This is a genomic window from Arthrobacter sp. UKPF54-2 (genome assembly GCF_007858535.1).
Lineage (GTDB): Bacteria > Actinomycetota > Actinomycetes > Actinomycetales > Micrococcaceae > Arthrobacter.
On sequence record NZ_CP040174.1, the window covers coordinates 558,940 to 583,405 of the forward strand.

29 protein-coding genes are annotated in these 24,466 nt (G+C 69.2%); 2 read left to right on the forward strand and 27 right to left on the reverse strand.

Annotated elements, in window-relative coordinates; translation table 11 throughout:
• Positions 1–66: 66 nt before the first annotated feature.
• Positions 67–549, reverse strand: coding sequence for a Dps family protein (locus tag E7Y32_RS02370; RefSeq protein ID WP_146335693.1), 483 nt, complete (start codon positions 547–549; stop codon positions 67–69).
• 136 nt (positions 550–685) lie between these two features.
• Positions 686–1,504: a sigma-70 family RNA polymerase sigma factor gene (locus E7Y32_RS02375; protein WP_146335695.1), complete on the reverse strand. Its 819-nt coding sequence runs from the start codon at positions 1,502–1,504 to the stop codon at positions 686–688.
• 225 nt (positions 1,505–1,729) lie between these two features.
• On the opposite strand from E7Y32_RS02375, the gene flgN reads away from it, so the two are divergent.
• The gene (gene flgN / locus E7Y32_RS02380) at positions 1,730–2,245 is read left to right on the forward strand and encodes a flagellar export chaperone FlgN (protein WP_146335697.1); all 516 of its coding nucleotides are present in this window, start codon (positions 1,730–1,732) and stop codon (positions 2,243–2,245) included.
• A 6-nt stretch (positions 2,246–2,251) separates the two neighbouring features.
• Here flgN and E7Y32_RS02385 read toward each other — a convergent pair whose 3' ends face one another.
• Genes E7Y32_RS02385 through E7Y32_RS02445 form a run of 13 tightly spaced genes read right to left on the reverse strand, consistent with a single transcriptional unit; the run spans position 2,252 to position 12,946 of the window.
• Entirely contained in the window at positions 2,252–2,512 is a 261-nt protein-coding gene (locus tag E7Y32_RS02385; protein WP_146335699.1) for a carbon storage regulator, read from the reverse strand.
• A gap of 9 nt (positions 2,513–2,521) precedes the next feature.
• Positions 2,522–3,682: a hypothetical protein gene (locus E7Y32_RS02390; protein WP_146335701.1), complete on the reverse strand. Its 1,161-nt coding sequence runs from the start codon at positions 3,680–3,682 to the stop codon at positions 2,522–2,524.
• On the reverse strand, positions 3,660–5,708 hold the full coding sequence (locus tag E7Y32_RS02395) for a flagellar biosynthesis protein FlhA (protein WP_146335703.1): 2,049 nt from the start codon (positions 5,706–5,708) through the stop codon (positions 3,660–3,662). The genes E7Y32_RS02390 and E7Y32_RS02395 overlap by 23 nt, the downstream gene beginning before the upstream one ends.
• A gap of 49 nt (positions 5,709–5,757) precedes the next feature.
• Positions 5,758–6,840 (reverse strand): flagellar biosynthesis protein FlhB, encoded by a 1,083-nt coding sequence (locus E7Y32_RS02400; protein WP_146335704.1) that lies wholly within the window; start codon positions 6,838–6,840, stop codon positions 5,758–5,760.
• Positions 6,840–7,598, reverse strand: coding sequence for a flagellar biosynthetic protein FliR (locus tag E7Y32_RS02405; RefSeq protein ID WP_146335706.1), 759 nt, complete (start codon positions 7,596–7,598; stop codon positions 6,840–6,842). The genes E7Y32_RS02400 and E7Y32_RS02405 overlap by 1 nt, the downstream gene beginning before the upstream one ends.
• A gap of 1 nt (position 7,599) precedes the next feature.
• Entirely contained in the window at positions 7,600–7,875 is a 276-nt protein-coding gene (gene fliQ / locus E7Y32_RS02410) for a flagellar biosynthesis protein FliQ (protein WP_138770193.1), read from the reverse strand.
• The gene (gene fliP / locus E7Y32_RS02415) at positions 7,872–8,702 is read right to left on the reverse strand and encodes a flagellar type III secretion system pore protein FliP (protein WP_146335708.1); all 831 of its coding nucleotides are present in this window, start codon (positions 8,700–8,702) and stop codon (positions 7,872–7,874) included. The genes fliQ and fliP overlap by 4 nt, the downstream gene beginning before the upstream one ends.
• On the reverse strand, positions 8,699–9,340 hold the full coding sequence (gene fliO, locus E7Y32_RS02420) for a flagellar biosynthetic protein FliO (RefSeq protein WP_146335710.1): 642 nt from the start codon (positions 9,338–9,340) through the stop codon (positions 8,699–8,701). The genes fliP and fliO overlap by 4 nt, the downstream gene beginning before the upstream one ends.
• Positions 9,341–10,069, reverse strand: a complete 729-nt coding sequence (gene fliN, locus E7Y32_RS02425) for a flagellar motor switch protein FliN (protein WP_146335712.1) — start codon at positions 10,067–10,069, stop codon at positions 9,341–9,343.
• Complete coding sequence (locus E7Y32_RS02430; protein WP_261382516.1) at positions 10,066–10,962, reverse strand: flagellar motor switch protein FliM; 897 nt, start codon at positions 10,960–10,962, stop codon at positions 10,066–10,068. The genes fliN and E7Y32_RS02430 overlap by 4 nt, the downstream gene beginning before the upstream one ends.
• 47 nt (positions 10,963–11,009) lie before the next feature.
• Positions 11,010–11,837 carry a flagellar motor protein MotB gene (locus tag E7Y32_RS02435; RefSeq protein ID WP_146335714.1) on the reverse strand — a complete coding sequence of 276 codons (828 nt, stop codon included), beginning with the start codon at positions 11,835–11,837 and terminating at the stop codon, positions 11,010–11,012.
• Complete coding sequence (locus tag E7Y32_RS02440) at positions 11,834–12,655, reverse strand: motility protein A (protein ID WP_146335716.1); 822 nt, start codon at positions 12,653–12,655, stop codon at positions 11,834–11,836. Before E7Y32_RS02440 ends, E7Y32_RS02435 begins: the two co-directional genes overlap by 4 nt.
• A gap of 3 nt (positions 12,656–12,658) precedes the next feature.
• Positions 12,659–12,946, reverse strand: coding sequence for a flagellar FlbD family protein (locus tag E7Y32_RS02445; RefSeq protein WP_146335718.1), 288 nt, complete (start codon positions 12,944–12,946; stop codon positions 12,659–12,661).
• A 334-nt stretch (positions 12,947–13,280) separates the two neighbouring features.
• Between E7Y32_RS02445 and E7Y32_RS02450 the strand changes: the two genes are divergently transcribed.
• On the forward strand, positions 13,281–14,441 hold the full coding sequence (locus tag E7Y32_RS02450; protein WP_146335720.1) for a cytochrome P450: 1,161 nt from the start codon (positions 13,281–13,283) through the stop codon (positions 14,439–14,441).
• A 51-nt stretch (positions 14,442–14,492) separates the two neighbouring features.
• Here the strand turns inward: E7Y32_RS02450 and E7Y32_RS02455 are convergent, their stop codons facing one another.
• From E7Y32_RS02455 to E7Y32_RS02510, 12 genes are all read right to left on the reverse strand, one after another.
• The gene (locus E7Y32_RS02455) at positions 14,493–15,665 is read right to left on the reverse strand and encodes a flagellar hook protein FlgE (RefSeq protein ID WP_146335722.1); all 1,173 of its coding nucleotides are present in this window, start codon (positions 15,663–15,665) and stop codon (positions 14,493–14,495) included.
• Positions 15,666–15,695: 30 nt separating this feature from the next.
• Positions 15,696–16,130, reverse strand: coding sequence for a flagellar hook assembly protein FlgD (locus E7Y32_RS02460; RefSeq protein WP_146335724.1), 435 nt, complete (start codon positions 16,128–16,130; stop codon positions 15,696–15,698).
• Between the two features lie 17 nt (positions 16,131–16,147).
• Complete coding sequence (locus E7Y32_RS16235; protein WP_186467029.1) at positions 16,148–16,987, reverse strand: flagellar hook-length control protein FliK; 840 nt, start codon at positions 16,985–16,987, stop codon at positions 16,148–16,150.
• Between the two features lie 680 nt (positions 16,988–17,667).
• Positions 17,668–18,366: a C40 family peptidase gene (locus E7Y32_RS02470; protein WP_146335728.1), complete on the reverse strand. Its 699-nt coding sequence runs from the start codon at positions 18,364–18,366 to the stop codon at positions 17,668–17,670.
• Positions 18,363–18,797 carry a flagellar FliJ family protein gene (locus E7Y32_RS02475; protein WP_146335730.1) on the reverse strand — a complete coding sequence of 145 codons (435 nt, stop codon included), beginning with the start codon at positions 18,795–18,797 and terminating at the stop codon, positions 18,363–18,365. The genes E7Y32_RS02470 and E7Y32_RS02475 overlap by 4 nt, the downstream gene beginning before the upstream one ends.
• Positions 18,794–20,122 (reverse strand): FliI/YscN family ATPase, encoded by a 1,329-nt coding sequence (locus E7Y32_RS02480; protein ID WP_146335732.1) that lies wholly within the window; start codon positions 20,120–20,122, stop codon positions 18,794–18,796. The genes E7Y32_RS02475 and E7Y32_RS02480 overlap by 4 nt, the downstream gene beginning before the upstream one ends.
• A complete protein-coding gene (locus E7Y32_RS02485; RefSeq protein WP_146335734.1) occupies positions 20,119–20,772 on the reverse strand; it encodes a FliH/SctL family protein in 654 nt (217 codons plus the stop codon). Before E7Y32_RS02485 ends, E7Y32_RS02480 begins: the two co-directional genes overlap by 4 nt.
• Positions 20,762–21,778 (reverse strand): flagellar motor switch protein FliG, encoded by a 1,017-nt coding sequence (fliG, locus tag E7Y32_RS02490; RefSeq protein ID WP_146335736.1) that lies wholly within the window; start codon positions 21,776–21,778, stop codon positions 20,762–20,764. The genes E7Y32_RS02485 and fliG overlap by 11 nt, the downstream gene beginning before the upstream one ends.
• On the reverse strand, positions 21,775–23,385 hold the full coding sequence (gene fliF, locus E7Y32_RS02495; protein WP_146335737.1) for a flagellar basal-body MS-ring/collar protein FliF: 1,611 nt from the start codon (positions 23,383–23,385) through the stop codon (positions 21,775–21,777). Before fliF ends, fliG begins: the two co-directional genes overlap by 4 nt.
• Entirely contained in the window at positions 23,385–23,690 is a 306-nt protein-coding gene (fliE, locus tag E7Y32_RS02500; RefSeq protein WP_146335739.1) for a flagellar hook-basal body complex protein FliE, read from the reverse strand. Before fliE ends, fliF begins: the two co-directional genes overlap by 1 nt.
• Positions 23,690–24,082, reverse strand: a complete 393-nt coding sequence (locus tag E7Y32_RS02505) for a flagellar basal body rod protein FlgC (RefSeq protein WP_146335740.1) — start codon at positions 24,080–24,082, stop codon at positions 23,690–23,692. Before E7Y32_RS02505 ends, fliE begins: the two co-directional genes overlap by 1 nt.
• A complete protein-coding gene (locus E7Y32_RS02510; RefSeq protein WP_146335741.1) occupies positions 24,082–24,423 on the reverse strand; it encodes a flagellar basal body protein in 342 nt (113 codons plus the stop codon). Before E7Y32_RS02510 ends, E7Y32_RS02505 begins: the two co-directional genes overlap by 1 nt.
• Positions 24,424–24,466 lie beyond the last annotated feature (43 nt).

Genomic DNA, 24,466 nt, shown 5'->3' on the forward strand with positions numbered 1-24,466 from the left:
CCGAACGTCCGACGCCGGGCGGGAACCCGGCGCCGGACGCTTGGATAGGCGCGTGGAAGGCTGCGTCTATTTCTTGGTGTCAGGGGTGGTGACGCTGGCGGAGGCCCGCATGGTCTCAGCGTTCACCATCCAGGCGAACTGTTCGAACTTGGCAATAAATTCGTGCAGCAGGTCCGCGGTGGTGGGGTCTTCCTCGTCCACCTCGTCGTGCACCTTGCGCATGGTGCCGACGGCGGCCTCGAGCGCGGCGACGATTTTGTCGATCGCGTCCTTGGTGTTGATGAGCCCGGCCGGGAATTCCGCGAGTGCGGTCGAGTTGGAGACGGTCGAGCTGCGGCCGTCCGGCAGGGCATGCAGGGCGCGCATCCGCTCGGCCAGGTCGTCGGCGAAGCCGCGGGCGGCCTCGATGATCTCGTCGAGCTGGAGGTGGAGGTCGCGGAAGTTGGTGCCCACGATGTTCCAGTGGGCCTGTTTGCCCTGGACGTGGAGTTCAATCAGGTCCACGAGAACGGCCTGCAGGTTGCTTGTCAGGGTGGGTGTTGCTTTCATGCATCCTCCTTGATCGGAACGGCTGGTACGGCGTTATGCCTCAGACGCTACCCCAGGGAGGACGCGGCCCGCGATGGCCGCGGGGGAATTTCACGGTCAGCTTACTAAGTGAGCTTAGTAAGTGTTCCGGGCGGCCTTAGACGGCCTGGTTGAGCATCGGCCCCTGCGGGAAGATGGTCCGGGTGATCCCGCCGGCTGTCGCTTCGGAGAGCTGGGCCAGGTAATCGTTCCGGCGGCGCGGCGTGATCCGCGACTGCGGCTCGAAACCCTGGTCCGGGTCGTCGGCGTAGTGGGCGGTGAGGCCGTCGCGCATGAGCCGGATCGCTTCGGCGCGCTGTTGCGACACGGCCGCGTGGGTGGACCCCAGCTCGGCCGCGAGGTCCTTGACGGTGCGGTCGCCGAAGTAGATCTCCTCGACCACGTAGCGCATCCGCTCCGGGAGGGACTTCACGGCGGCCCGGAGGTACTGGAGCCGTTCGTCCGCGAGCACCGAATGCTCCGGGGAGAGGGTTTCCGCCGCGAGGGTGTCCACAACGGCGTCGTCGAGCGGTGTGAGCGTGCGCGACGCATCTGCGAGCGCTGCTTCCACGATGCTTTGCTGGACGCCGAGTGCGGAGGCGATCTCGTCAACCGAGGGCGTGCGGCCGAGGGCTGCTGCGAGGGTTTCCTGGACGGACATGGTCTCTTTGATTCGGCGCCGCGCCGAGCGGGTGGCCCAGTCGCTGGCCCGCATCTCGTCCGCGAAGGCGCCCAGGATACGGCGCCGGGCGAAGGCCCCGAAGGGCACGCCAAGGTCGGGGTCGAAGGAGTCTGCCGAGGTAATCAGGGCAACGGCACCGGCCGACGCCAGGTCATCGCGCGAGAGGTGGGACGCCTTCGAGCACAAATCAGAGACGAGGTAACCCACCAGCGGAAGGTGCTGCGTGACCATCTCGTTGCGTTCCACGCGATTCAAAAGTGTGTCCCCCCATGAGACCGGATCAGGAGCTTTAAAACCCTGAGCGCCGCACCCGCAAACGGTCCCGCACTCCCCCCATGGGAGGCGGTGTTCGAAGCTGGGGCGCAGCACCCAGAACGAAACCTATCACCTGATCGGGAATCTGCGTGTACCCTCAGGGAAAAGCTTGGCGGAAAATGCGGAAAGCCGTAATTTGGCCGGGATGGCAAGGGAATGGGGCCCATGAGTGCAGGGGATCTTTCGGCGGCGCTGTGGCAAGAGCGGCGGCAGTTGGAACTGCTCCTGTTCAGGCTGGAAACCCAGCGCCTGCACGTGGCCGCCGGCAACACCCAATGGCTGACCTTTACCGCGTCCGAGGTGGAGTCGGTACTGGACCGGCTGCGGTTCGAGGCCCTGGCGCGGAACGTCGAATCGGCGGGCGTAGCGGCCGAATGGGGTCTGCCGGCGCAGGCGACCCTGGTCGAACTCATTGCCGCCGCCCCGCCGGGTTCCTGGCCGACGGTCCTGCAGGAGCACCTGGACGGCCTGCGTGAACTCCTGTCCCGGCTCGGCGACACGGCCCGCGCCAGCGAGGAGATGCTTCAGAGCCTGCAACTGCCCGCCGGCGCCGGCGATCCGGCCGGGATGCTGGAGCAGCTCACGATGGCGGGAAACGTGGAGCGGGCCCTGGCGATCACGCGCCGCGCCACCGCGCCGCTGATGGCCCAGTACCTCGGCGACGACGCGAATTCCCACTAACCGCCGTTAGTCGACGGGGCGGGCGGCCGCCGGGGGCAGCAACCCGCGCAGGGCGTCCTCGGTTCCGGAACCGGCTTCCGCGCCCGCTTCGGCCGCCGCCAGGTTCGCCGCGGCGATGGCCTCGATGACTTCCCTGCGCTGGATCGGGACGCCGCGGGGCGCCTCGATGCCGATCCGGACGCCGTCGCCGCGGCCTTCCAGAACAGTGATGACGATGCCGTCGCCGATCATGATCTGTTCGCCCGGCTTGCGTGTGAGTACCAGCATTCTCTCAATCTACCCTTCGTGGCCGGGCGCTGCGTCCCACGGCAGCGGCCGGGTCGCCGGGCGCCCGTCGATCCAGCCGACAGGCAGGCCGAGGTCGTCAACGCTTTCGGGCGTGGCGGTGTCCGCCGCGCCCACGACGGCCACCGCGGCAACGTCAAGCCGCGCCCGCAGCAGGCCGACCCAGCGGGCAGTGTCCTCATGTTTGCGTCCGGCGTCCACGACCACCCAGAGCTGGTCCGGAGAGAGCGCTGCGATCGCCTGGAGCCGGGCCAGGGTGTGGCGCCCCTTGCCCAGTCCGAAGGCGGCCAGCACGGTCTGCTCCGTTTCGACGGCATGGGCGCGGGCCGCCGTCGCGCTCTGGCGTCCGTCCAGGTGCAGGTGTCCGTAGGCGCTGAGCTCCCCAGCGGTGCGGACGTCCGCGCCGCCGGCGGCGATGGACATGGCCAGGGCGGTGTCCAGCGCGTCGTCGTCGAGTCCCACCAGGACCACCAGGTCACCGGTGCCGCCGAGCGGGACCGGGGGCATCTCGCGAACGGGCGCGGCGGCCCGCGCCGTGGGCGACGGCGACGGCGGCACCGGCGGGCCGGGTGCCGGCGCGGGGGGCTCCGCTCCCCCGCTCCCCGGGTGGGCCGGAACCCGGGCGCCGGAGCGCGCCGGTTCGGGCGCCGGCGGACGGAGGCCGGAACCGAGCTGGTCCAGCAGTTCAGCGAAGCCCGGCGATTCGGTGGACACTCCCGGGCCGGCCGTGCGGTGCAGGGTCAGTTCGGCGGCGTCGGCCTCGGCCAGCAGGGCTGCGATCGCGTCGCCCTGCAGCTCGTGGCCGGGCGCGGAGGCGGACCGCAGTCCGCCCGGTACCCCCGGCCGCGGCGTGTCGCGGGGGGCGTCCCGTGGCGTATCCCGTTGCGTGTCGCGGACGGCGTCGCGCGGCGCGTCCACGATCTCGCCCTCGGCGAGGATGTCGGCGTCCGGGACCACCTCGCCGGTCACGACGTCGTGCTTGGGCTGGACCTCGATGATGGCCTCGTAGCGGTTGGCGGCGAAGAGCCCTGCGATGCCGGGGCTGATCACGCGCTCCGCGGACACGATGCGCGCGGCGGGGCCGTACTGGGCTTCCGCCTTGCTGCGGATTTCCTCCAGCGTGGCTCCTTTAAGCCGATAGCGGTTCGGCATGGCGCACGACTCCTACGGTTTCGATCCGGACGTTGGCGGAAGTGACTTCGCGGTAGGAGAGCACCGGAAGCGAGCCCGGCTGCGCTCCGACGAGCCGGTGGATGGCCGGGCGCAGCGCCGGGGCGCAGACGAGGACTGCCTGCCGGTTGGCGGCGGCCGCGGAATCCACCGCGTTGCGCACCGAGCGGAGCACGGCATCGAGCCGGTCCTGACCCATCACAATCTGGCTGCCGCCCTCGGCCGGGCGCATGTCCTCGAGCATGGACTGCTCCAGCAGCGGATCGATCATGATCACGTTGAGCACGGGGCCGTCCATGAACTTGGCGGTCAGCGCCGGTCCCAGGGCCTGGCGGGCCGCCTCCACGAGCGACTCCGGGTCGGTGGAAATCTTGGCCCGGAGGGTGAGCGCCTCGTAGATGCGGGCCAGGTCGTTGATCGGGACCTGTTCGTCGAGCAGGCCCTGGAGCACCCGCTGCAGCTCCGCGAGGGAGAGCAGGGCCGGGGTGAGCTCGTCGACGGCGGAGGGGCTTTGTTTCCGGACGCCCTCGGTCAGCACCCGGACATCCTCGCGGGAGAGCAGCCGGGCGGCGTTGGCCGTGACGATCGAGGACAGGTGGGTGACCAGCACCGAGACCCGGTCGATCACGGTGGCACCGGTCATTTCGGCGTTGTGCCGCATCTCGGCCGGAATCCACTTCCCGGCGAGGCCGAAGACCGGTTCGATCATCGCGGCGCCCGGTAGCGAGTCCAGCGAGTCGCCGAGGGCCAGCATCTGGCCGGCCGGGGCGGTGCCGCGGCCGGCCTCCACGCCCGCGATCCGGATGGCGTAGGTGGCCGGCGGCAGGTCCACGCTATCCCTGGTGCGGACCGGGGGGATGACCAGGCCCAGTTCCATGGCGATCTTATGCCGGAGCGACCGGACCCGGGCCAGCAGGTCGTCGGAGGCGCCGGAGACCATGTCCACCAGGTCCGGGGCCAGCAGGATCTCCACGGGGTGGATGCGCATGTCCTCGAGCAGCTTCTCGTTCGGGTCCAGTTCCGGGGAGTTCAGCGCGGCGGCTTCGGCGTCGCGGGTCCGCGCCGCCTCCTGCTGACTGGCGGCGGTGCGGCGCGAGGCCAGGATCAGCCCGGCGCCGACCAGGACGAACGGGATGGGCGGCATGCCCGGGATCAGGGCCATGGCGAGGGCGGCCACCCCGGCGATCAACAGGGCGTTGGGCGACTGCAGCAGCTGGGTGGAGGCCGTCCGGCCCATGTCCGCTTCGGCGTTGGACCGGGTGACGATCATGCCGGTGGAGACGGCCATCAGCAGGGCCGGGATCTGGGTGACGAGGCCATCGCCCATGGTCAGCAGGCCGTAGGTGCCCAGGGCGTCGCCGATCTCCATGCCGCGCTGCAGCATGCCGATGGCGATGCCGCCGATGAAGTTGATGATGATGATGATGATGCCGGCGATGGCGTCGCCCTTGACGAACTTTGAGGCACCGTCCATGGCACCGTAGAAGTCGGCCTCGGCCGAGACCTCCGCGCGCCGCTCCCGGGCCTGGGTGTCCGTGATCAGGCCGCCGTTGAGGTCGGCGTCGATCGCCATCTGCTTGCCCGGCATGGCGTCCAGGGTGAAGCGCGCGCCCACTTCTGCGACGCGCTCGGCGCCCTTGGTGACCACCACGAACTGGATCACCACCAGGATCAGGAAGACGACGGCGCCGATGATCATGGAGCCGCCGACGGTCACCTTGCCGAAGGCCTCAATGACCTGCCCGGCGTAGCCGTTGCCCAGCACCAGTCGGGTGGAGGCGACGTTCAGCCCCAGCCGGAACAGGGTGGCCACCAGCAGCAGCGAGGGGAACACGGAGAAGTCCAGCGGCTTCTTCACGAACATGCTGGTCAGCAGCACCAGCAACGCGAGCAGGATGTTGCACACGATCAGGAAGTCCAGCAGCGGCGCGGGCACGGGAACCACCAGCAGCAGCACGATGCCGACGATGCCGATGGGCACCGCCAGCCGGGCGAGCCTGTTGTTCATGATGCGGTCCTTTCACAGACGCTGGTTCGGAAAGTGCAGCCTAAAGTGTTCACAGCGCGGCCCCGGCCATACGGTGCAGCCCCGCCCCGGCGCCCCGGGCCTTGAGGGACATCACGAAGGCCAGCACCCCGGCCACAGCGTGGTAGAAATCCACCGGGATCTCCTGCCCCAGCTCGCAGGCGGCGTGCAGTGCCCGGGCGAGCGGGATGTCCTGGACCATCGGCACCTTGTGTTCCTCGGCTTCCTGCCGGATGCGTGCCGCGACGTGGCCTGCGCCCTTGGCCACCACCCGCGGTGCGGACTTTCCGGGTTCGTATTTCAGCGCGACGGCCACGTGCGTGGGGTTGACGAGGACGACGTCGGCGTCGCCGATCGCCGCGATCATGCGGTTCCGGCTCATGGCCAGCTGCCGGGCCCGGCGCTGGGACCGGATCAGCGGGTCGCCTTCGCTGCTCTTGTTCTCGTCCTGGACTTCCTTCTTGGACATCCGGGTTTTCTTCCGGTTCCGGCGCATCACGACGAAGAAGTCCACGGCCGCCAGCGCGATGCCGGCGAAGACGGCGAACTGGACCAGCTGGGAGATGCCGCCGCCGGCCGCCGCAACGACGCCGGACACCGGGAGCCCGCCCGCCGTGAGCAGCACGGGGATCAAGCCCTGCACCACGGAGTAGAGCACCAGGCCCACGACGCTGGCCTTCAGCAGGGCCTTTACGCCGCCCCAGAGCGCCTGGGTCCCGAAGATGCGCTTGAGCCCGCTGAGCAGTTTGAAGTTCTCGAAGTCCAGGCGGAATTTCTTCAAGTGGATGCCGCCCTGCAGCGCCGAGCCGACCAGCACGACGACGAGGACCACGATCAGCATGGGGCCGAGGATTCCGGCCAGCGAGCCGAGGCCGGCCTCCAGGGCTTTCAGTGCTTTCGCCGGGTCCGGCTGTGCCATCACGCCCTTGACGCTGAAGACCTGGTCCGTGGCCGCGCTGGCCCCGCGCTCCACGGTGGCCGGAATCATGACGGCGGCGGCGCCGACCGCCAGCCACGCGGTGAGGTCCTGGGAGCGGGAGAGCTGGCCCTTGGAGCGGACCTCCCGCATGCGTTTGTCGGTGGCTTGTTCGGTTTTTTCCTGTGAATCCGACATCAGCCCACCCCCAGCACGGTCTTGGCGGCCTGCCCGGCGAGGGTGGAGACGATCCTGGGCAGCGCAAGGAAGAGGAATCCGGCCAGCGCGAGGGTCAGCATGATCTTCAACGGGAAGCCGAGTGAGAAGGCGTTCAGCGCCGGGGCCACCCGGGTCAGCAGGCCGAGGCCGACGTCGGCGAGGAAGAGCACCACCAGCAGCGGGCCGGCGATCTGGACGGCGGCGAGGAACATTCCGGTCACCGCAGATGTCATGGCCTGGACCGGCTGGGCAAGGTCAAGGCCGCCGGCCAGCGGCAGGGCGGTGAAGCTGCCGGTCAGGCCGCCGATCACCAGCTGGTAGCCGTCCGAGGAGAACAACAGGGCCAGGGCGGCCATCTGCAGCAGCCGGGTGAACTGGGCGCCGTTGACCATCATTTGCGGGTCGAAGGCCTGGGCCATCTGGAAGCCGCTGAAGAGGTCCACCAGCGAGCCTGCGGACTGGACCGCGGCGAAGACCAGCATGACCAGGAAGCCCAGGACGAGGCCGGTAACGAGTTCCAGGACCACGCCGGTGAGGAACCCCGCGGTATCGCGGGCGACGTAGCCGGCGGATAGGCGCTGCGAGACGGCCAGGCCCAGGCCGACGCCCAGCATGGCCTTGATCCGGCCGGGAAACGCCTGGTGTGCGAAGGGCGGCGCCACGATCAGGAAAGCCGTCATCCGGACGGTGGCCAGCAGGAGGACTTCCAGCCACGTCTGGTCGATCGGGATGCCCACCTCACAGGCCCCCGAGCAGGGACGGAATCTTGGCGAACAGGTCGTTGGTGAAGGCGACCATCTCCGTGATCATCCAGTGCCCGCAGATCACCAGGGCCACCGCTACGGCGGCGAGTTTGGGCACGAAGGAGAGGGTGGCTTCCTGGAGCTGGGTGATGGACTGCAGGAGGGAGATTGCCAGGCCCACCACCAGCGCCGTCACCAGCACCGGGGCCGAGAGCTTGGCGGCCACGATCATGGCCTGGAGGCAGATGTCCAGGACGGCGTTGGCGTTCATCCCGTGCCTGCGTAACTCTGGATCAGCGAGGTGATGATCAGGCCCCAGCCGTCCACCAGGATAAAGAGCAGGATCTTGAACGGCAGCGAAATCATGACCGGCGGGAGCATCATCATGCCCATGGACATCAGGGCCGCGGAGACGACGAGGTCGATCACGAGGAACGGGATGAAGATGACGAAACCGATGATGAACGCCGCGCGGAGTTCGGAGATCATAAACGCCGGGATCAGGGTCTGCAGCGGCACCGACTCCGGGGTCTCCGGGTTCTCCATGCCGGCGGCGCGGGTCATCAGGGCGATGTCTTCCTCGCGGGTGTGCGCCAGCATAAAGTGCTGCAGCGGCCCCGAGCCGGCGCTGAGCGCCGCGTTGAAGTTGAGGGTTCCGTTCAGGTAGGGCTGCACGCCGATGGTGTTCATCTCGTTGATGACCGGCCACATCACAAAGATGGACAGGAACAGGGCCAGGCCCGCCAGCACCTGGTTGGGCGGGATGGAAGGCAGCGAGAGCGCGTTGCGGGTCATGGCGAGCACCACAAAGATTTTGGTGAACGAGGTCATCATCAGCAGCAGTGCGGGCGCCACGGACAGCAGGGTGATCCCGATCAGGGTCAGGACCGCGGTGGAGGGCTTCCCGTCCATGCCGTTGATCTCAATGTTGACGCTGCCGGTGTCCGGGCTGGCCGGCGGGGTGGGCGGAACGGGCGGGATAGGCGCGGCGTGCCCGGCCGAGGCGGTCACCCACAGCAGCAGGACGGCGAGCAGCGCGGCGGCCAGGCCGAGAGCCAGGACCAGGGCGGGTCGGCGGGCGGTGAGGGGGCGGATCAATTGCGGCGTCCGCTCCTGAGAGCGGCAGCGGCCTGCTTCCAGGTGGAACCGGCCAGGATTGACCCGTGCAGCGGCGGGTGCGCCGGGGCACCGGACCCGGTATCCCGTCCCGGGGTGGTCCGCCCCGGGGAGGTCCGGGCGTGGGAGTCGCGGTGGATGGAACTGCGGCGGGACAGCGGCAGCTCCTGAGCCGCACCGGTCCCGGGCTGGACGCCGGTGGCGTCGGCGGCCCGCCGGGCGGCGGCGGCGTCGGCGTCGGCGTCGTTCGCGGAAACGGCGTCGTTCGCGGAAGCGGAAGCGGAAGTGGAGGCGCCGGCGAGGATCTGGGCGAACGCGCCGGCGGCCCCGCCGCGGCGGGGCTCGGGGGCCAGATCTTCAAGGGCTTCTTCGGGGATATCGCCGGTGTGGAGGACGTTGACGGCGTGGTCGGTGACGCCGAGCAGGAAGCGGTGGCCGCCGGCGTCGACGACGACGACGGAGGCGCGCTGGCCGAGGCTTTGGCGGCTGACGACGCTCAGCGCGGCGTCAGCGCGGCGGCGTCCCGGGCCCTTGCCGAGACGGCGTTGGAGCAACCAGATCAGGCCAAGCACCGCGCCCAGGGCTACGGCTACCCGCAGCCCAAGGATCAGCGAGTCCATTCAGCTGAGCCCCTCGGCCACGTCGAGGATCCGGGTGATCCGCACGGCGTAGTCCTGGTCCAGGACCACAACCTCGCCGTGGGCGATCAGCCGGCCGTTGAGCAGCACGTCAGCCGGCGCGCCGGCGGAGCGGTCGAGTTCGATGATTTTGCCGGGTTCGAGCGAGAGCACGTCGCGGACCGACATGCGGGTGCGGCCGATCTCGACGGTCAGCGCCATCTCGATGTTGTTGATGCGGCCCAGCCGGCCGGCCACCGTGTCGCCGCCGCCGAAGAGGTCGCCCGCGCGGTCCTGGCTGGTGCCGTGTTCGCGCAGCCGGACGGCAAACCAGGCCGCCGGGGCCGTGCCATCGGAGAGTTCGAAGACGGCGGTGTCCGGGTCCGAGAGCAGCCCGGAGGCATCGGATTCGCGCAGGTCGGAGAGCACGCCGGCGCCGAAGACGGAGCTGGCGCTTTCCATCGCCGGGCGGAGCACGTCGGTGACGGAGACGACGCCGAGCTGGCCGCCGGCCATGCCGCCGGCCGCTTCGTCCAGGAAGGTTCGGTCGCTGAGCATCAGGGCCAGGTCCGCGGTCACGGACCCGACGAAGGTCGCGGTGACGGCCTGCCGGGCGTAGGGGGCCGCGGCGCGGGCTGGGACCAGGGCAACAACCTTCAGGGCCACCGGGCTCGGCAGCTCCTCAACAAGCCGTTCCGCCGACGATTCGTGCTTGGTCAGGGTGATGCTCATTGGTTGTTCTCCTCGATTGTGACAATGACGGCAGCGGCCCGGGACCCGTTGCGGGCCGGGGCGGCGGTGGCCAGCCTCGTGCCGTCCAAGGTGAGGTCGAAGGGCCGGTTTTCCAGGTGCGGGAGGGTCAGGACGTCCCCGACCGCGAGGCCCAGGACCTGGCTGGGCGTGACGTACGACGTCGAGAGCCGGACCGAGAGTTCCACCGGAACGCGCTCCAGCTGGGAACTGACGCGGGCGGCGGCGTCGCCGCGGTTGTCCGTCGGGTTGACCTTCTTCAGCCGTCCCAGCAGGATGCCCGCGGGGACCGCCAGGGTGGCGGGGGCGCTGATGTTGCCGACGTTGATGGTGAACGCGGCGACGATCATCAGTTCGCTGGGCGCTGCGGCCTGCGCGAACTGGGAGTTGTACTGGACAGTGTCCACGCGGATGGTTTCGCTCAGCAGCGGCCCGAGCGAGTAGCCGAGGTCTTCGAGGGCCTCGTCCATGAGCCCCTTGACCAGGGCCTGTTCGATCTGGGTGAACTTCCGGTCCGGCATCACCGTGTCCGTCGAGGCGCCGAGCATCCGGTTGATCCAGCCCAGGGCCGAGGGGGCGGGGAACTGCACTACGAGCTTGGCGTCGTGGGCCTCGACGGTGCACAGGACCATCGCGGTCACGGCCGGCAGGGAGGCTGCGTACTCGTCGTAGCTCTGCATGCCGACGTCGTCGAGCCGGACCACGGATTTCACCCGGACCTTGGCGGTCAGCTGGGTTCCCCACTGGCGGGCGAAGGTTTCGAAGGCGAGTTCCAGGACGCGGCTGTGCTCTCGCGCCAGCGTCGCGGGACGCCGGAAGTCATAGACGCTGACGGTCCGCTCCCGTACCACTTCCCGCTCATCCAGAACACTCACGGTTGCCACTATCGGCAAGGGATCCGCGGCCGTAAGGCGTCCGCCAGCTATTTCTGGCTGAGCTTCAGCGCCTCGGGAATGAGGGCCCGGACGACGTCGGGCTTGTCCGAAATCACCACAATGTCCACCCGCCGGTTCCGTTCCATCAGTTCCGGGGTGGAATCGTCGTTGACTTGCCGCGCGGAACCGAACGCCACAGCGCCGATCTGCCCCGGCGGGATCCCGCCGCGGTCCACCATGTAGCGCAGCACGTTGACCGCGCGGGCCGAGGACAGCTCCCAGGTGGACGGGTAGGCGGTGATGCCGTTGGCGGCGTGGCCTTCCACCATGATTTCCAGGGCTGCCGGGCCGAGGATGGGCGAGATGATTTGCAGCACGTGGGAGGCCCGGTCGGTGAGTTCGGGCCGGTCCGCGGCGAAGAACGCCTGGGAGCCGACCAGTTTGACAGTCAGGCCGCGCTGGTCGATCTGGAATTCGACGTTGTCGCTGAGCCCGGCTTCGGCCAGGCCGGCCTTCATTTTCGCTTCCAGTTCCCGGAGCCGGTCGACCTCCTTTTTGGCTTCCTCGAGGGCTGCCTGCGTGGCCGGGTTTCCCGGAGCCGGGACGGCGGCGAAGGCTTCGAGGTTCTTGTCCACGAGTTCGGGCGGGACCACGGTGCCCGATGCCGTGTCCACGGTCTCCGAGGCGACGGCACCGAATCCGGTGGCAAGGGAGTTGCGGAGTTTCTCGAACTTGTTCGCGTCGACCGTGGACATGGCGTACAGGACGATGAACAGGCACATCAGCACGGTGACCATGTCCATATAGGACGCCATCCAGCGCTCGTCGACGTGGTGCGCTTCGGGTTTCTTGCGCGGACGACGTCGGCCGCTCACGCGGCCGCGTCCATCGGCTCCGCAGAGTCGTCCCCGCTGGGCGCCTTCCGGCCCTTCTCGGCGCTCTTGAGCTGGTGTTCGGGGACCATGGAGCGGAGCCGTTCGGCCAGCAGCAGCGGCTGGGCGCCGGACTGCACGGCGAGCATGCCCTCCATCACGAGCGTCATGCGTTCGATGTCCAGCTCGGAGAGCCTGGCCAGGCGCGAACTGAACGGCAGCCAGATGAAGTTGGCAGAGAGCAGGCCCCACAGGGTTGCGACGAACGCGGCGGCGATCATGTGCCCCAGTTCGTCCGGCTTGGAAAGGTTTTCCAGGACGTGGGTCAGCGAGACGACGGTTCCAACAATGCCGACGGTGGGCGCGTAGCCGCCGAGGCTGGCGAAGAACTTTGAGGAGGCATGGTCGCTGCGGGACTTGGTGTCAATCTCGTCCTCCATCTGCATCCGGAGGTCCTCGGCGTCGGTGCCGTCGGCGATGTTTTGCAGGGCGCGGGCAAGGAAGGGGTCTTTGACACTGGTCGCTTCCTCCTCGAGGGAGAGCAGACCCTCGGCGCGTGCCTTCTCAGCAAAGCGGACCATCTGGTCGATGCTTTCCTGCGGCTTCGATGTTTTGCCCATGAACATTGCCGGCACAGACTTGAACGCCTGGATGACGTCCTTGAGGGTGTTGCCGGCCAGCCCGATGGCCAGGGTTGCCCCGAAGACCAGGACCAGGGGCCCGGGCAGCAGCAGGGAGGTGATGCTGCCGCCTTCAATGAGCACCATGGTGATGACAGACCCGAAGGCCAGGAGCAGTCCAATGATTGTTGCGGGATCCATGGCTTACTTCCTCGGTGATTCAGGTGCAGGGGCGCCGGACTCGTCATCCGGTCCGGCCGGCGGGACCAAGCTCAACGGGTACCCGGTGACCGCGGGAAAGTTCCGCGCCTTGCTCAGCACATAGGCGCGGTACTCGGCGATCATCTCGACCACCTCGGCGAGGCTTTCAAGCACCACGTAGGCGGCGCCGTCGAGCGTGACCAGGTGGGTGTCCGGGCTCTCGTGGATCCGTTCGATCAGGTCCGGATTGACCGCGAAGCGCGTTCCGTTGAGGCGTGTGACAACGATCATGGGCCGATTCTGCTCTGGGGACTGCCCGGCTGTGGGCCGGGCGGCGGGATGGGTGTTCTCCCCTTACTGTCGGCTGCGGGCACGCTTTCGTTAGGCACCCCGCCGGCCGCCGTCCGCGGCCGTGAGCCTGAGTCCGTGGGCCAGCGGCCGGAACCGGCCGGATCTACCTGCGGCCGCCTAGTGCGGGGCCCGTTGCACAGGACTAGGGTGGAAGCCAGCGGGGCCGCGCGGCCCGCCCCGTTTTACCTGGCCCGACGCGGTTGGCTGGCCGCCGGTCCACGGTCACCACCCCTTGCCCCGACCACGGCCGCCTGCCCCAGGAGGAGGGCGCGCCATGCCGACCTTTCCAGCTCTCGAACAGCCGCTGAACCCGTTTCCGCACTATGAAGCGATGCGCCGCAGCGATCCGGTTTTTCAGGATCAGGACACCGGAGCTTGGCACGTCTTCGGCTATCAGGACGTGCAGCGTGTCCTGTCCGACCACGCCACGTATTCTTCCCGGTTCGGCGGGGACAATCCCTCCGAGACCGGCCAGCTCTTCGCGGCCAGCCTGATTAACACTGATCCGCCGCGGCACCGCCAACTGCGTTCGCTGGTGACCCAGGCGTTCACGCCGCGGGCCGTCGACGCGCTCGCCCCGCGCATCTCGGCGCTCACGGCGGAGCTGCTGGACCCCGTGGTGCCCGCTGGCAGCACCGACCTGATCAAACAGCTTGCCTACCCGCTCCCGGTGATCGTGATCGCCGAACTGATGGGCATCCCGGCCGAGGACCGGGACCGGTTCAAGCAGTGGTCTGACGTGATCGTGAGCCAAAGTCCGGGTGCCGGGGAGGACCATTCCTCCGGCAACCGGGAGATGGCCGAGTATTTCCTGGCCATGATCGAAGAGCGGCGGCAGCGGCCCGGCGATGACCTGATCAGCAGCCTCCTTAGGGCGGAGATCGATGGGCAGAGGCTCAGCATCATGGAGCTGCTGGGGTTCTGCACCCTCCTGCTGGTCGCGGGCAACGAAACCACCACCAACCTGATCGGCAACGCCGTGCTGTGCTTCACCGAGGTGCCGGGCACAGCGGAGCGGCTGGCAGCCGAGCCGGAGCTGCTTCCCCCGGCAATCGAGGAGGTGCTCCGCTACCGCTCCCCCGTCCAGTCGATGTACCGGGTGGCCGCCGTGGACGCAGAGCTGCACGGCCGGCCGATCCCTGCGGGATCCCCGATCGTGGCCTGGATCGGCTCGGCAAACCGCGATGGGCACCAGTTTCCGCACCCTGACCAGTTCGACGTCGGCCGCTCGCCGAACCGCCACCTCGCCTTCGGGCAGGGCATCCACTTTTGCCTCGGGGCACCGTTGGCCCGTCTCGAAGCGAAAATCGCCCTGCGGGCCGTGCTCTCCCGGCTGCCAGGACTTGCCATGGAACCGGGGGCGCAGCTGGAGCGGATGGACAGCACAATCGTCCTCGGAGTGAAAGAGCTTCCCGTGTGCTGGCAGGCCGCCTGAGCGCCGCAACCCGGCCCCGGGCCGCCCGACAGGGCAACCCCGGTGGTGGTACTAGCGCTTGAGGTTGCCGAGTTCCTGCAGGACCTCGTCGGAGGTGGTGATGATGCGGGCGTTGGCCTGGAAGCCGCGCTGGGCGACGATCAGGTTGGTGAACTCCTGGGAGAGGTCCACGTTGGACATTTCCAGCGAGCCGCCGGCCAGGGTGCCGATGCCGGGGTCGCCGGCTGCACCCAGCTGGACGTTGCCGGAGTTGGCAGTGGCGACGTAGGAGGAGCCGCCGGCTTTCTCCAGGCCGGCCGGGTTGGTGAACTTGGCCAGCGCAATCTTTGCCAGGACCTGCTTGGTGCCGTTGCTGAAGGAGCCGATCAGGGAGCCGTCGTTACCGAGGGTGAAGGACTCCAGCTTGCCGGCCGCCGAACCGTTCTGGCCTGCAACAGTCAGGGAGCTCATGCCGGCGTAGCCGGAAACCTGGGACAGGTCCACATCGATACCGCTCACGCTGAGGGGTCCGCTAGCCACCAGTTTCCCCCCGATACCGGGAGTGAGCGTGCCGACTGTCGACGTGGTTCCCCCGTCCGTTGCCGTAACGTCCCAGTCCGTACCGTTACGCACGAAACTCAGGGTTATATCGCGGGCAGTACCCACGGCGTCATAAACCTTAACTACACGATCCAAAGTGCCAGTGGCGCCGTCGGCGGGCAGGTTGCCGTCCAGCGTGACCTTGGTGGTGGGGGTCGCGATCATCGTGTTGGGGTTGAGCGTGATGTCGCCGATGGCACCGGCCTGGTTGACCTTGCCGTTGTTGTCGGCGGTCCAGCCCTGCAGGATGCCGCCGTCGGGGCTGACCAGCTGGCTGGCGGCGTCGAACGTCATGGAACCGGCGCGGGTGAAGAGCTGCTGGCCGCCCTTGCTTGTGACGAAAAAGCCGTCGCCGGAGATCATCATGTCCGTGGCTCGGCCGGTGCTCTGCGAGGAGCCCTGGGCGAAGTTGGTGCTGACGCCGGCGACGCGGACGCCGAGGCCGATCTGCGCCGGGTTGCTGCCGCCGGACTCGCCCTGCGGCGCGGAGGCGCCCTGGGTCATCTGCGAGAGTGTGTCCTGGAACTGGGTGGAGGAGGCCTTGAAGCCGGCCGTGTTGACGTTGGCGATGTTGTTGCCGGTGACGTCCAGCATGGTCTGGTGGGCACGGAGGCCGGAGATTCCGGAGTACAGCGAGCGGAGCATGGGAACTGCCTTTCTTCGGGAGGAAACTGGTTAGGAAGCGGCCGGCGCGGTCAGGCCGGTAATGGAGTCGAGGGGGACGGACAGGTCGCCGACCCTGACGGTCGGTACTGCGCCGGCGAAGGACACCGAGCTGGCGATGCCGGTGCCGGTGGTGCCGTCGGCCAGCGTGTATCCCACGGAGTGGCCAATCAGCTGTGAGGCGGCGGAGCGCATCTGGAGGGAGAATCCTTCCTTGCTGTTGCTGGTCAGCTCGGTCATTTTTTCCATCATGGAGAGCTGGATGGTCTGGGCCATCATCTGGTTCGTGTCCATCGGGGCGCTCGGGTTCTGGTTCTTGAGCTGCGCCACGAGGAGCGACATGAACACGTTGGCATCGATCGTCTGCACGGGGGCCCGGACGGCAGCAGCCTGCGGGGTCGTCCCCGTGGCCGTGACCGGCTGGGGGGCGATGGGCTGGATAGTCATAGCTGGGTTCCTTCGTGTCAGACGAGAATGTCGAGGGTGGTTTGGGGGCCGTTCTGGATCCGGGCGGTACGCAGCGAGGCTTCGTCCGCCAGGGCGTCCCAGCGGTGGCCGGGCCGTGGTTCGCCGGGCCCGTTGCGGCCGCCGGGGCCGGAACCGGCGCCGAAGCCGCCCCGTCCGGCGTCCTGCCCGCCGTCCTGCCCCGCGTCCTGGCCCCGGCCCGGCGGCGGTCCGCTGTGGTCGGAGAGGTCGAGGCTGGCGCCGAAGCCGGCGTCCGCCAGTTCCTTGCGGAGTTCAGGCAGGATCCCCCGCAACGCCTCCCGGCCGGTGTCCCCGGGTGCGAAGAGCTCGATCCGCACGCCGGCGGCATCGATATGCGCGCGCACGGTTAGCGGCCCGAGATGCTCCGGGGTGACCTTGAGGGTCATGATGTGCTGGCCGTGCGGTGCCCCCGCGAGGGTGAAGAGTGGCTTGGCCAGCTGCGGCTGGAGGGCAGGCTGCGGGGCGGGACTCGGAGCGGGAGCCGGAGGCGCCGTTGCAGACCCGGGCGCCACAGGCCCGGAGACCGGGCCGGGTGCGGCCAAGGCCGCCGCACCGGCCGCGGCCAATCCGTCGGCCGGAATGGCCGCCACTGGCACGGCATCCGGGGTTCGCCCCGTGAGCCCGGCAGGTTTGTCCACGCCGACGACGCCGGCCGGCATTGCGGTCGTCGCGCTGGAGCCGTTGATAGGTGCGGACGTGGCGGGCAGGGGGACGGCGGGCGCGGGCACCCCGGCGGTTGCAGCCAGGCCAGCCTTTTCGCCGGCGGGCGTCGTTGCCGCGCCGGGGGCGGACGGAGCTGCCTGAACTCCAGCCGGCACCGCAGCGAAAACCGCCGACGCCGCAGTCGGAATCGACGCAACGGCCGCCGAAACCTCCGTCGTGGGCGCAGTTTGCACGGCAAGGGCGCTGGAGGAACCAGCAGGGCCGGACGGCGGAAGGCTCGAACCCATGGAGATCCCCGTGAGAGGGGTTGCCGGGCCGGTCACCGCCTCCGCTGTCACCGCACCTGCGGGAGTAGCGGCGGCGTCGCGGTTCCCGGCCGCACTGCCCACTGCACTGGAATTGATCCAGCCCAACGCGGCAAACGCGTTAAGTGTGGAATCGGAAGCCGAAGCCAGATCCGCAATCGACGCGTCGGCCGGTGCGGCTGCGCTACCCAATCCCTGGTTCGCGTCCGTCGTCTCAGCACCGGGTACGAGCACGGAAAGTACCAAAGCTGACGGAGCGTTTGGGGTGAAAGGCACCAAAGCTGAGGGAGCGTTCGGGGTGAAAGGCACCAAAGCTGAGGGAGCGTTCGGGGTGGAAGGCACCAAAGCTGAGGGAGCGTCGGGGGTGGGGGCTGCGGCGGCTGGGCGGGCGGCGGCCTCCTGGGTCACGGCGTCCTCCAACACGGTCCCAAAGCCGCCGGCTGCGCCGGGGTCGGAGCGGGCGCGGTTCCCCTGCTGGGCGGCGCGCGCCGGGGCGAGCGCCGAGGCCAGCTCCGCCGAAGCCATGCCCTTCATGAGGTGCCTCCCGCGGGGACGATCCGGCGGATGGAGGTCAGGTTGGACTGCTGCTCCCAGGCGTCGCGGATCTGGATGGTCTTGCCTGGAACGGGCGCGTCGATGGCTTTGCCGTTGCCGAGGTAGATGGAGATGTGGTTCCCGCCGAAACTGATCAGCAGGTCGCCGGGCTTGGCCTGCGCGAGGGATGCCACGGGGGTGCCCTGCTTCATCTGGTCGCTGACCACGCGGGGAAGCTCGACGCCGAGGTCCTTGAAGACCCGCTGGGTAAACCCGGAGCAGTCCATCCCGGTGGCCGGGTTGGTGCCGCCCCACACGTAGGGCACCCCGATGTACTTCTTGGCCATGGCAACCACGTCCGTGCCGGTCGCGGTGCCGGCTGGCACGGAGACCGGGGTGGCGGTGGCCGGCGGGGTGAGCCCCTTCAACGCCCCAAGCCCGGTGCTGCCGCCCGGGCCCAACCCGTTGGCCAGCGAGGACAGGTCCGTTCCCGATGCCAGGCCGGTCCCGCCGAGCGCCGCGGTGAGCGCGTCGGTGAAGGAGGCGGCGTCGCCGGTTCCCGTGCCGGTGGCGAGCGAGGTCGCCGCAGCGGACTTCAGGGCCGTGGCGGTGCTTTCGGTCTGTGCCGGGCGGCTCAGTTCCGCGATCATCGACTGGATGCCCTGCATACGGCCCAGCGCCTCGGTCATGCTCATGAGCGCACCTGCTGCTCGTCCCGGTGCCAGATCGCGGAGGAGATCTCATCCAGCGCGGACTGTTCGGCGCGCAGCTCGGCGGTGTTGACCTCGGCGTGGTGCCTGGCCTGCAGCTTCTCCAGGCCCACGGAGCGGGTGCGGGCGGCGATGAACTCCTCGCGGGCCGCGGCCTCGTCGGTCTCGGCGATGCGGGCGAGGCTCTGCAGGTCCGCGAGCATACTGTGCGAGGCGGACCGGGCGGCGGCCACGGCGCGCAGCGACGCCGAGCTGCTGATCTCGTCGTCGGTGGCGGTCAGTTGCCGGCGTGCCGAGGCTTCCCGGGCACGGACGGAGTTGGACCGGGACCGGGCGCGGGCCAGCCCGGAGGCGGCCTGGTCCTGCTGGATCTGGCGGAGGCGCAACAGCCCCGCCAGTGAAAATTGCCGGCTCATGCCGCGGCTCCCAGGATCGAAGTGAGGGTCTCCAGCTGTCGCCAGGACTCGGGGTGGGGGGTGGACTCGTCCATCGGCTGCTGCAGGAAACCGCTGACGGTTTCCTCGTGCGCCAGGGCGGCGTCCACCAGCGGGTTGGTTCCCGCCTGGTAGGCGCCGACGTCGATCAGGTCCTGCGCGGATTTGCGGGCCGCGAGGACCCGGCGCAGGGCGGAGGCCGCCTCCAGGTGGGGGCGGGCGTTGACCTTGGACGCGACGCGGGAGACCGAACCCAGCACGTCCACCGATGGGAAGTGTCCGGTTACGGCGAGTTTCCGGTCCAGCACCACGTGGCCGTCGAGGATCGAGCGGGCGGCGTCGGCGATGGGTTCGTTGTGGTCGTCGCCGTCCACCAGCACGGTGTAGATGCCGGTGACCGAGCCGGTTTCGGCGGTGCCGGCGCGTTCCAGCAGCCGGGCGAGGATGGAGAAGGTCGACGGCGGGTAGCCGCGGGTGGCGGGCGGCTCGCCGGCGGAGAGGCCGATCTCGCGCTGGGCCATGGCCACGCGGGTGAGCGAGTCCATCATCAGGACCACGTCCTGGCCGTTGTCGCGGAAGGACTCGGCGATCCGGGTGGCCGTGAACGCGGCGCGCATGCGCATCAGTGCGGGCTCGTCGGACGTGGCGACGACGACGACGGAGCGGGCCAGTCCGGCCGGGCCGAGGTCGTCTTCGAGGAACTCGCGGACTTCGCGGCCGCGCTCCCCCACGAGGGCGATCACGGAGACTTCGGCGTCGGTGCCGCGGGCGATCATGGACAGCAGCGAGGACTTGCCGACGCCGGATCCGGCGAAGAGGCCCATGCGCTGGCCCTTGCCCAGGGTGGTCATGGTGTCCAGCACACGGACGCCGGTCTGCAGGGCGGTGTCGATCCGGGCGCGCTTCATGGCGTTCGGCGCCTCGTTGTCGATCGGGACCCGGGGTCCGCTCAGCAGCGGGCCCTTGCCGTCGATCGGCCGGCCGAGGCCGTCGAGGACGCGGCCGAAGAGCCCCGCGCCGGTGGGGACCAGCACGGTGCCGCCCTTGGCGCGGACCGGGTCGCCGGCGGCGACGCCCGCGAGGCGGCCCAGCGGCATGCAGCGCACGGATCCGTCGAGGGCCGCCACCACTTCGGCGTCGAGTCCGGGGTTCTCCCCCACGGTGAGCAGGTCACCGAGCGCGCAGTCCAGGCCGGATACCTCCAGGCCCAGGCCCATTACGGAGGTGACGGTCCCGACCCGCTGCGGCGCGGCCGCAGCGAGGGCTGCGGCGAAGTCGTCGCCCTTGGGGCGCCACTGGGCGATCACGGCTGGCCGCCCAGGGAATCGTCGGAGGCGTTCGGCGACCACTGCTGGTCCCCCAGCAGGGCCGCCTTGGCGCGGGCGAGGGCGCTGCCGAGGCTGGCGTCGAGCCAGCCCTGCTGGTATTCCACCTTGGCGTCGCCGCGCTGCAGGGACGCGTCCGCGAGCAGCGGCAGGCCGGCGGGAAGGTCCTGGCCTTCCTTGGCGAGCACCTCGATGTCCGCCGGGTGCAGGCGGATAGCCAGCACGGTGGCGGCGTCGTTGCCGGAGAGGGCGCGGTCCAAGGCGGCGCGGGCGGTCCGGGTCCCCTCGGCCAGTTCGTAGCCCAGGATGGCCTCGGCGAGTTCCAGCGCAGTGCGGGCCAGGACCTCCTCGGCGTCGTGCAGGGCCTGGACGTTGCGGTGCGCGAAGTCGGTGCGGGCCACCGCGAGGGCGCGGACGGCACGGTCCAGATCCTTCTGCCCGGCGGCGAGCGAGGCGGCCTGCTCGGCCGCCATCCGGTCGCGCCAGCGGCGCTGTTCCTTCGCGGCGGCGCGTACCCCCGCTGCGTAGCCGGCGGCGTGGCCCTCGGTGTAGCCGGCCTGCTCGCTGGCCGGGCCGGACGAACGCAGTGAGGGGAAGACGATGCGGGCCGGCGCGGCCCCCTCAGTAGACATAGTCTTCTTCGTCCCCGCGCTGGATCGTGATCTGGCCTTCGGCCTCGAGCTCGCGGATGGAGCGGACGACGGCGGCGCGCGCTTCCTCGATCTGCGAGGCGCGCAGCGGTCCCAGCGCGGCCATTTCGGATTCGAGGATTTCGAGGTTGCGCCCCGAAACGTTGGTGGTGATGGTCTCCAGCACCGGTTCCGTGGCGCCCTTCATGGCCACGGCGAGGACGGAGGCGTCCAGGCCGCGGAGCACCAGCTGCACGTCGCGGCGTTCCAGCTTCACGATGTCGTCGAACGTCACCATCTGGGCGCGGATTTCCACGGCGAGGTCAGGATCGAGCAGGTCCAGGCCGTCCAGGACGGACCGTTCGGTGCCGGCGTCGGTGCGGTTGATGATTTCCAGCAGCGGCTGGATGCCGCCCACCACCTTGGAGGCCTGCTGCGACACGGCGGCGCCGCCGCGCAGCTTCAGCGTGTCCGCCACGATGCCAATGGCTTCCGGCGCGCCGGAGCCCATCGTGGCGATGCTCAGGGCTACGTCGGCCCTAAGGGAGCCTGGCAGCCCGGACATCACGGCCGAGGCCTTGCGCGGGCTCAGGTGGGCCAGGACCAGGGCGATGGTCTGCGGCAGTTCGCCGTCGATCAGGGCCAGGATCTGCACCGGTTCGATGTCTTCGAGGAACTCAAAGGACTTGCCGGCCATGTTCACCGTCAGCCGGTTGATCAGGCCGGCGGCCTTCTCCGAGCCGAAGGACGCCTCAAGCAGGCCCTCGGCGAGCTCCCGGCCGCCGCGGGCCTGCCGCGGGCTGCTGAGGGCAGCTTCGTGGAAGTCCTTCATGATCTGTTCGGCGACGTCGGGATCCACTTTGCGGAGCCGGACAATCTCGGCGGCGATTTCCTCCGCCTCGGCGTCGGTGAACTGGGCCATCACCCGCGCCGCGTTGGCGGGGCTCATCTGCATCAGGACGACGGCGGCACGCTGGGTGCCGGTGAGGGTGGCGTCGGCGACTTTCATGCGGGCTGCCTGTCATCCATCAGGCCGCGGAGGTAGTCGGCGGCCTTCTCCGGGTTGGCGGCGACCATGTTGTCGATTTCCTGCATGCGGCGTTCGGCTTCGAGCACTTCCATCGGCGGGGCCGGCAGCGGCTGCAGCGGCAGCGCGGTCAGCGGGATGGCCGAGGTCGCGGGGGCCGGGTCGAAGGCCGTGACGGCCGGCAGCGGGGGCAGCAGGTCCAGGCGTTCGCCGAGGTCCACGGGTTCGCGCTTCTGCCGGCGGCGCAGAATGATGGTGATGATCAGGGCCAGGATCAGCAGGCCGAGCAGGATGCTGCCGGCGGTGACGAGGGTCCCGAAGAATGCCGCCTGTTTCTGCGCTTCGATCTCGGCTTTGGCCGCGTCGAGGGAGGCGTTGGCCTGGTCCGCTGCGGCCGTGCTGAACGGGATCACCTCGACGGTGACTACGTCCCCCCGGGCGCGGTCGACGCCGGCCGCGGAGGTGACGAGCGCGGTCAGCGAGCCGATGTTCAGCCCGCCGGCGGCGGACTGGCTGACGGCCACCGAGATGGTCTGGCGCTTGACGGCGCCCGGCGGGATGGTCCGGTCCTCGGTGACCTTGTTGACGGCGTTGTTCTTGGTGGCCGTGGAGGAGTCGAAGTTGCCGTTGCCGCTGGAACCGCCGGGGACGGCGATATTGTCCGGGCCGAGGACGCCGGCGCCCCCTCCCCCGGTTCCGGTGTACTTCTCGGTCTTGGAGGATTCGCTCAGCGGCAGCGCACCGGGGGTGTTGGAGAATGTTTCGCTCTTCTGCTGGGCGGATTCGCCAGTGACGTCCGCGGCGACCGCCACGGTGGAGTTGCCGGGGCCCACCACACGGTCCAGGACGGCGCGGACGGCGTCGCCGGTGCGCTGCTGGTAGTCGGCGGCCTGCTTGGAGGAGGACCCGGCGGCCCCGCCGCCCACGGTGGAGAGGACGTTGCCCTGCGAGTCGACCACCGAGACGTTGGCGGGTTTGAGGTTCTCGATCGCGGCCGAGGTCAGGTGCACAATGGCCTGGACTTTATCGCCGGAGAGTGTCACGCCGGGGGCGGTCTCCACGAAGACGGAGGCCGTGGTGTCCGGGGTTTTGGAGACGAAGACGGTCTTTTCCGGGATCGCGAGCCGGACGGCGGCGGTCTTCACGCCTTCCATGGCGGAAATGGTGCTGGCCAGTTCACCTTCGAGCGCGCGCTTGTAGGTGACCGACTGCTGGAATTCCGAGGACGTGACGCCCATCTTGTCCAGCAGCGAGTACCCGGTGGCGGCGGCGGTGGGGAGGCCGGCGGCCGCGGCCTTGAGGCGCTCGTCGTAGACCTTGTCCTGCGGCACGAGGATGGTGGCGCCGCCGTCGCTGAGTTCGTAGGGCACATTGTCCTTGCGCAGCTGCTCCACGATGCCGTTCGCGTCCGTGTTCTTGAGCCCGGAGAACAGCGGCGTCATGGTGGGCTTGGACAGCCAGGCGGACAGCGCGATGATGCCCACCACGAGCAGCGCAGTGCCGATCACGGCGAGCGTGCGCTGTCCGGTGGTGAAGTTCTTGAGGCCGGCGCCGAAGCGCTGGAAGAAGACGGTAATCTGCGGAGGCATCAGGCCTGCATCCTCATGATCTCGTTGAACGCGTCAACGCCCTTGTTGCGGACGGTAGCCACGAGTTCGAGCGTGATCTGTGCCCGGCTGGCCGCGATGGTGGCGTTGTGGATGTCATCCAGGTTGCCGGTCACGGCGGAGACGGCCAGCTGCTTCGACGTCGACTGCAGCTGCTGGAGGTTGTCCACGGCGCCGGTGAGCGATGATGCAAAGCCGGAACCGTCGGTGCCGGGAACCGACGAGGCGCCGGAGAGGTAGTCGGTGGGAACGACGCCCTGCACCGGTGCGATGGGGGAAACGGGCATCAGGATCTTCCAATCTCAAGGGCGGCGAGGTAGGTCTCGCGGGCGCGGTCCACAACCTGGGCGTTGGCCTGGTAGCCGCGCTGGGCAATGATCAGGGCACCCATCTGCTCCGCCATGTCGATGTCCGGGTACTTCACGTTGCCGTCGGCGTCGGCGAGGGGGTGGTCCGGCTGGTAGACGATGCGGCCCGCGCCGTCGCCCAGCTGCGTGCTCTTGACGTAGACGCCGGTGCCCTCGGCACCTTCGGCGGCCTCGACGTACTTGGCCCGGAACGCGGGCCCCGAGGTCGCCGAGGCGTTGTTCATGTTCGCCAGGTTGTCCGAGACGGCGTCGAGCCACTTGCGGTGCACGGTGAGGGCGGAGCCGGCGATGCCGATTGCGTCAAAAGTCATTAGTTGGTCCTCATCGCGGCGCGCACGGCAGTGAATTCCCCGCCGATGGCCCGGGCGGCGAACTGGAAGCGCAGCACAGTATCGATGTTCGACAGCGTTTCCGTGTCCAGGTTGACGTTGTTGCCGTTGAGTTGGGTGGGCTCGAGCGACGTCCCGGTGGTGGCCTCGGCGTGGCCGTCGCCGGACTTCACCGACGCGGCCAGGGCAGCTTCAAAGCTGACGCGCTTGGCGTGGTAGTTCGGGGTGTTGACGTTCGCGATGTTGTTCGCGATGGCGCGTTGGCGCAGTGCCAGCCCGTCCATGGCGCTGGCCAGGGCTGCGGAAGTCACGGATTCGAGCACAGAGTCCTGCCTGGGAAATGGTGGGGGCCGATCCGTGGCCGGT

Coding starts and splice junctions, on each gene's coding strand:
- flgN (WP_146335697.1), top strand. CDS start 1,730: ATGAGTGCAGGGGATCTTTCGGCGGCGCTGTGGCAAGAGCGGCGGCAG.
- fliG (WP_146335736.1), bottom strand. CDS start 21,778: ATGAAAGTCGCCGACGCCACCCTCACCGGCACCCAGCGTGCCGCCGTC.
- fliQ (WP_138770193.1), bottom strand. CDS start 7,875: ATGAACGCCAACGCCGTCCTGGACATCTGCCTCCAGGCCATGATCGTG.
- E7Y32_RS02440 (WP_146335716.1), bottom strand. CDS start 12,655: ATGGATCCCGCAACAATCATTGGACTGCTCCTGGCCTTCGGGTCTGTC.
- E7Y32_RS02385 (WP_146335699.1), bottom strand. CDS start 2,512: ATGCTGGTACTCACACGCAAGCCGGGCGAACAGATCATGATCGGCGAC.
- E7Y32_RS02460 (WP_146335724.1), bottom strand. CDS start 16,130: ATGACTATCCAGCCCATCGCCCCCCAGCCGGTCACGGCCACGGGGACG.
- E7Y32_RS02390 (WP_146335701.1), bottom strand. CDS start 3,682: ATGCCGAACCGCTATCGGCTTAAAGGAGCCACGCTGGAGGAAATCCGC.
- E7Y32_RS02455 (WP_146335722.1), bottom strand. CDS start 15,665: ATGCTCCGCTCGCTGTACTCCGGAATCTCCGGCCTCCGTGCCCACCAG.
- E7Y32_RS02400 (WP_146335704.1), bottom strand. CDS start 6,840: ATGTCGGATTCACAGGAAAAAACCGAACAAGCCACCGACAAACGCATG.
- E7Y32_RS02470 (WP_146335728.1), bottom strand. CDS start 18,366: ATGAGCATGACCGAGGCGCTGGGCCGTATGCAGGGCATCCAGTCGATG.
- fliF (WP_146335737.1), bottom strand. CDS start 23,385: ATGCCTCCGCAGATTACCGTCTTCTTCCAGCGCTTCGGCGCCGGCCTC.
- fliN (WP_146335712.1), bottom strand. CDS start 10,069: ATGAGCATCACCCTGACCAAGCACGAATCGTCGGCGGAACGGCTTGTT.
- E7Y32_RS02450 (WP_146335720.1), top strand. CDS start 13,281: ATGCCGACCTTTCCAGCTCTCGAACAGCCGCTGAACCCGTTTCCGCAC.
- E7Y32_RS02485 (WP_146335734.1), bottom strand. CDS start 20,772: ATGTCTACTGAGGGGGCCGCGCCGGCCCGCATCGTCTTCCCCTCACTG.
- fliO (WP_146335710.1), bottom strand. CDS start 9,340: ATGGACTCGCTGATCCTTGGGCTGCGGGTAGCCGTAGCCCTGGGCGCG.
- E7Y32_RS02505 (WP_146335740.1), bottom strand. CDS start 24,082: ATGACTTTTGACGCAATCGGCATCGCCGGCTCCGCCCTCACCGTGCAC.
- E7Y32_RS02395 (WP_146335703.1), bottom strand. CDS start 5,708: ATGAACAACAGGCTCGCCCGGCTGGCGGTGCCCATCGGCATCGTCGGC.
- E7Y32_RS02475 (WP_146335730.1), bottom strand. CDS start 18,797: ATGAGCCGGCAATTTTCACTGGCGGGGCTGTTGCGCCTCCGCCAGATC.
- E7Y32_RS02445 (WP_146335718.1), bottom strand. CDS start 12,946: ATGATCGTTGTCACACGCCTCAACGGAACGCGCTTCGCGGTCAATCCG.
- E7Y32_RS02370 (WP_146335693.1), bottom strand. CDS start 549: ATGAAAGCAACACCCACCCTGACAAGCAACCTGCAGGCCGTTCTCGTG.
- fliE (WP_146335739.1), bottom strand. CDS start 23,690: ATGCCCGTTTCCCCCATCGCACCGGTGCAGGGCGTCGTTCCCACCGAC.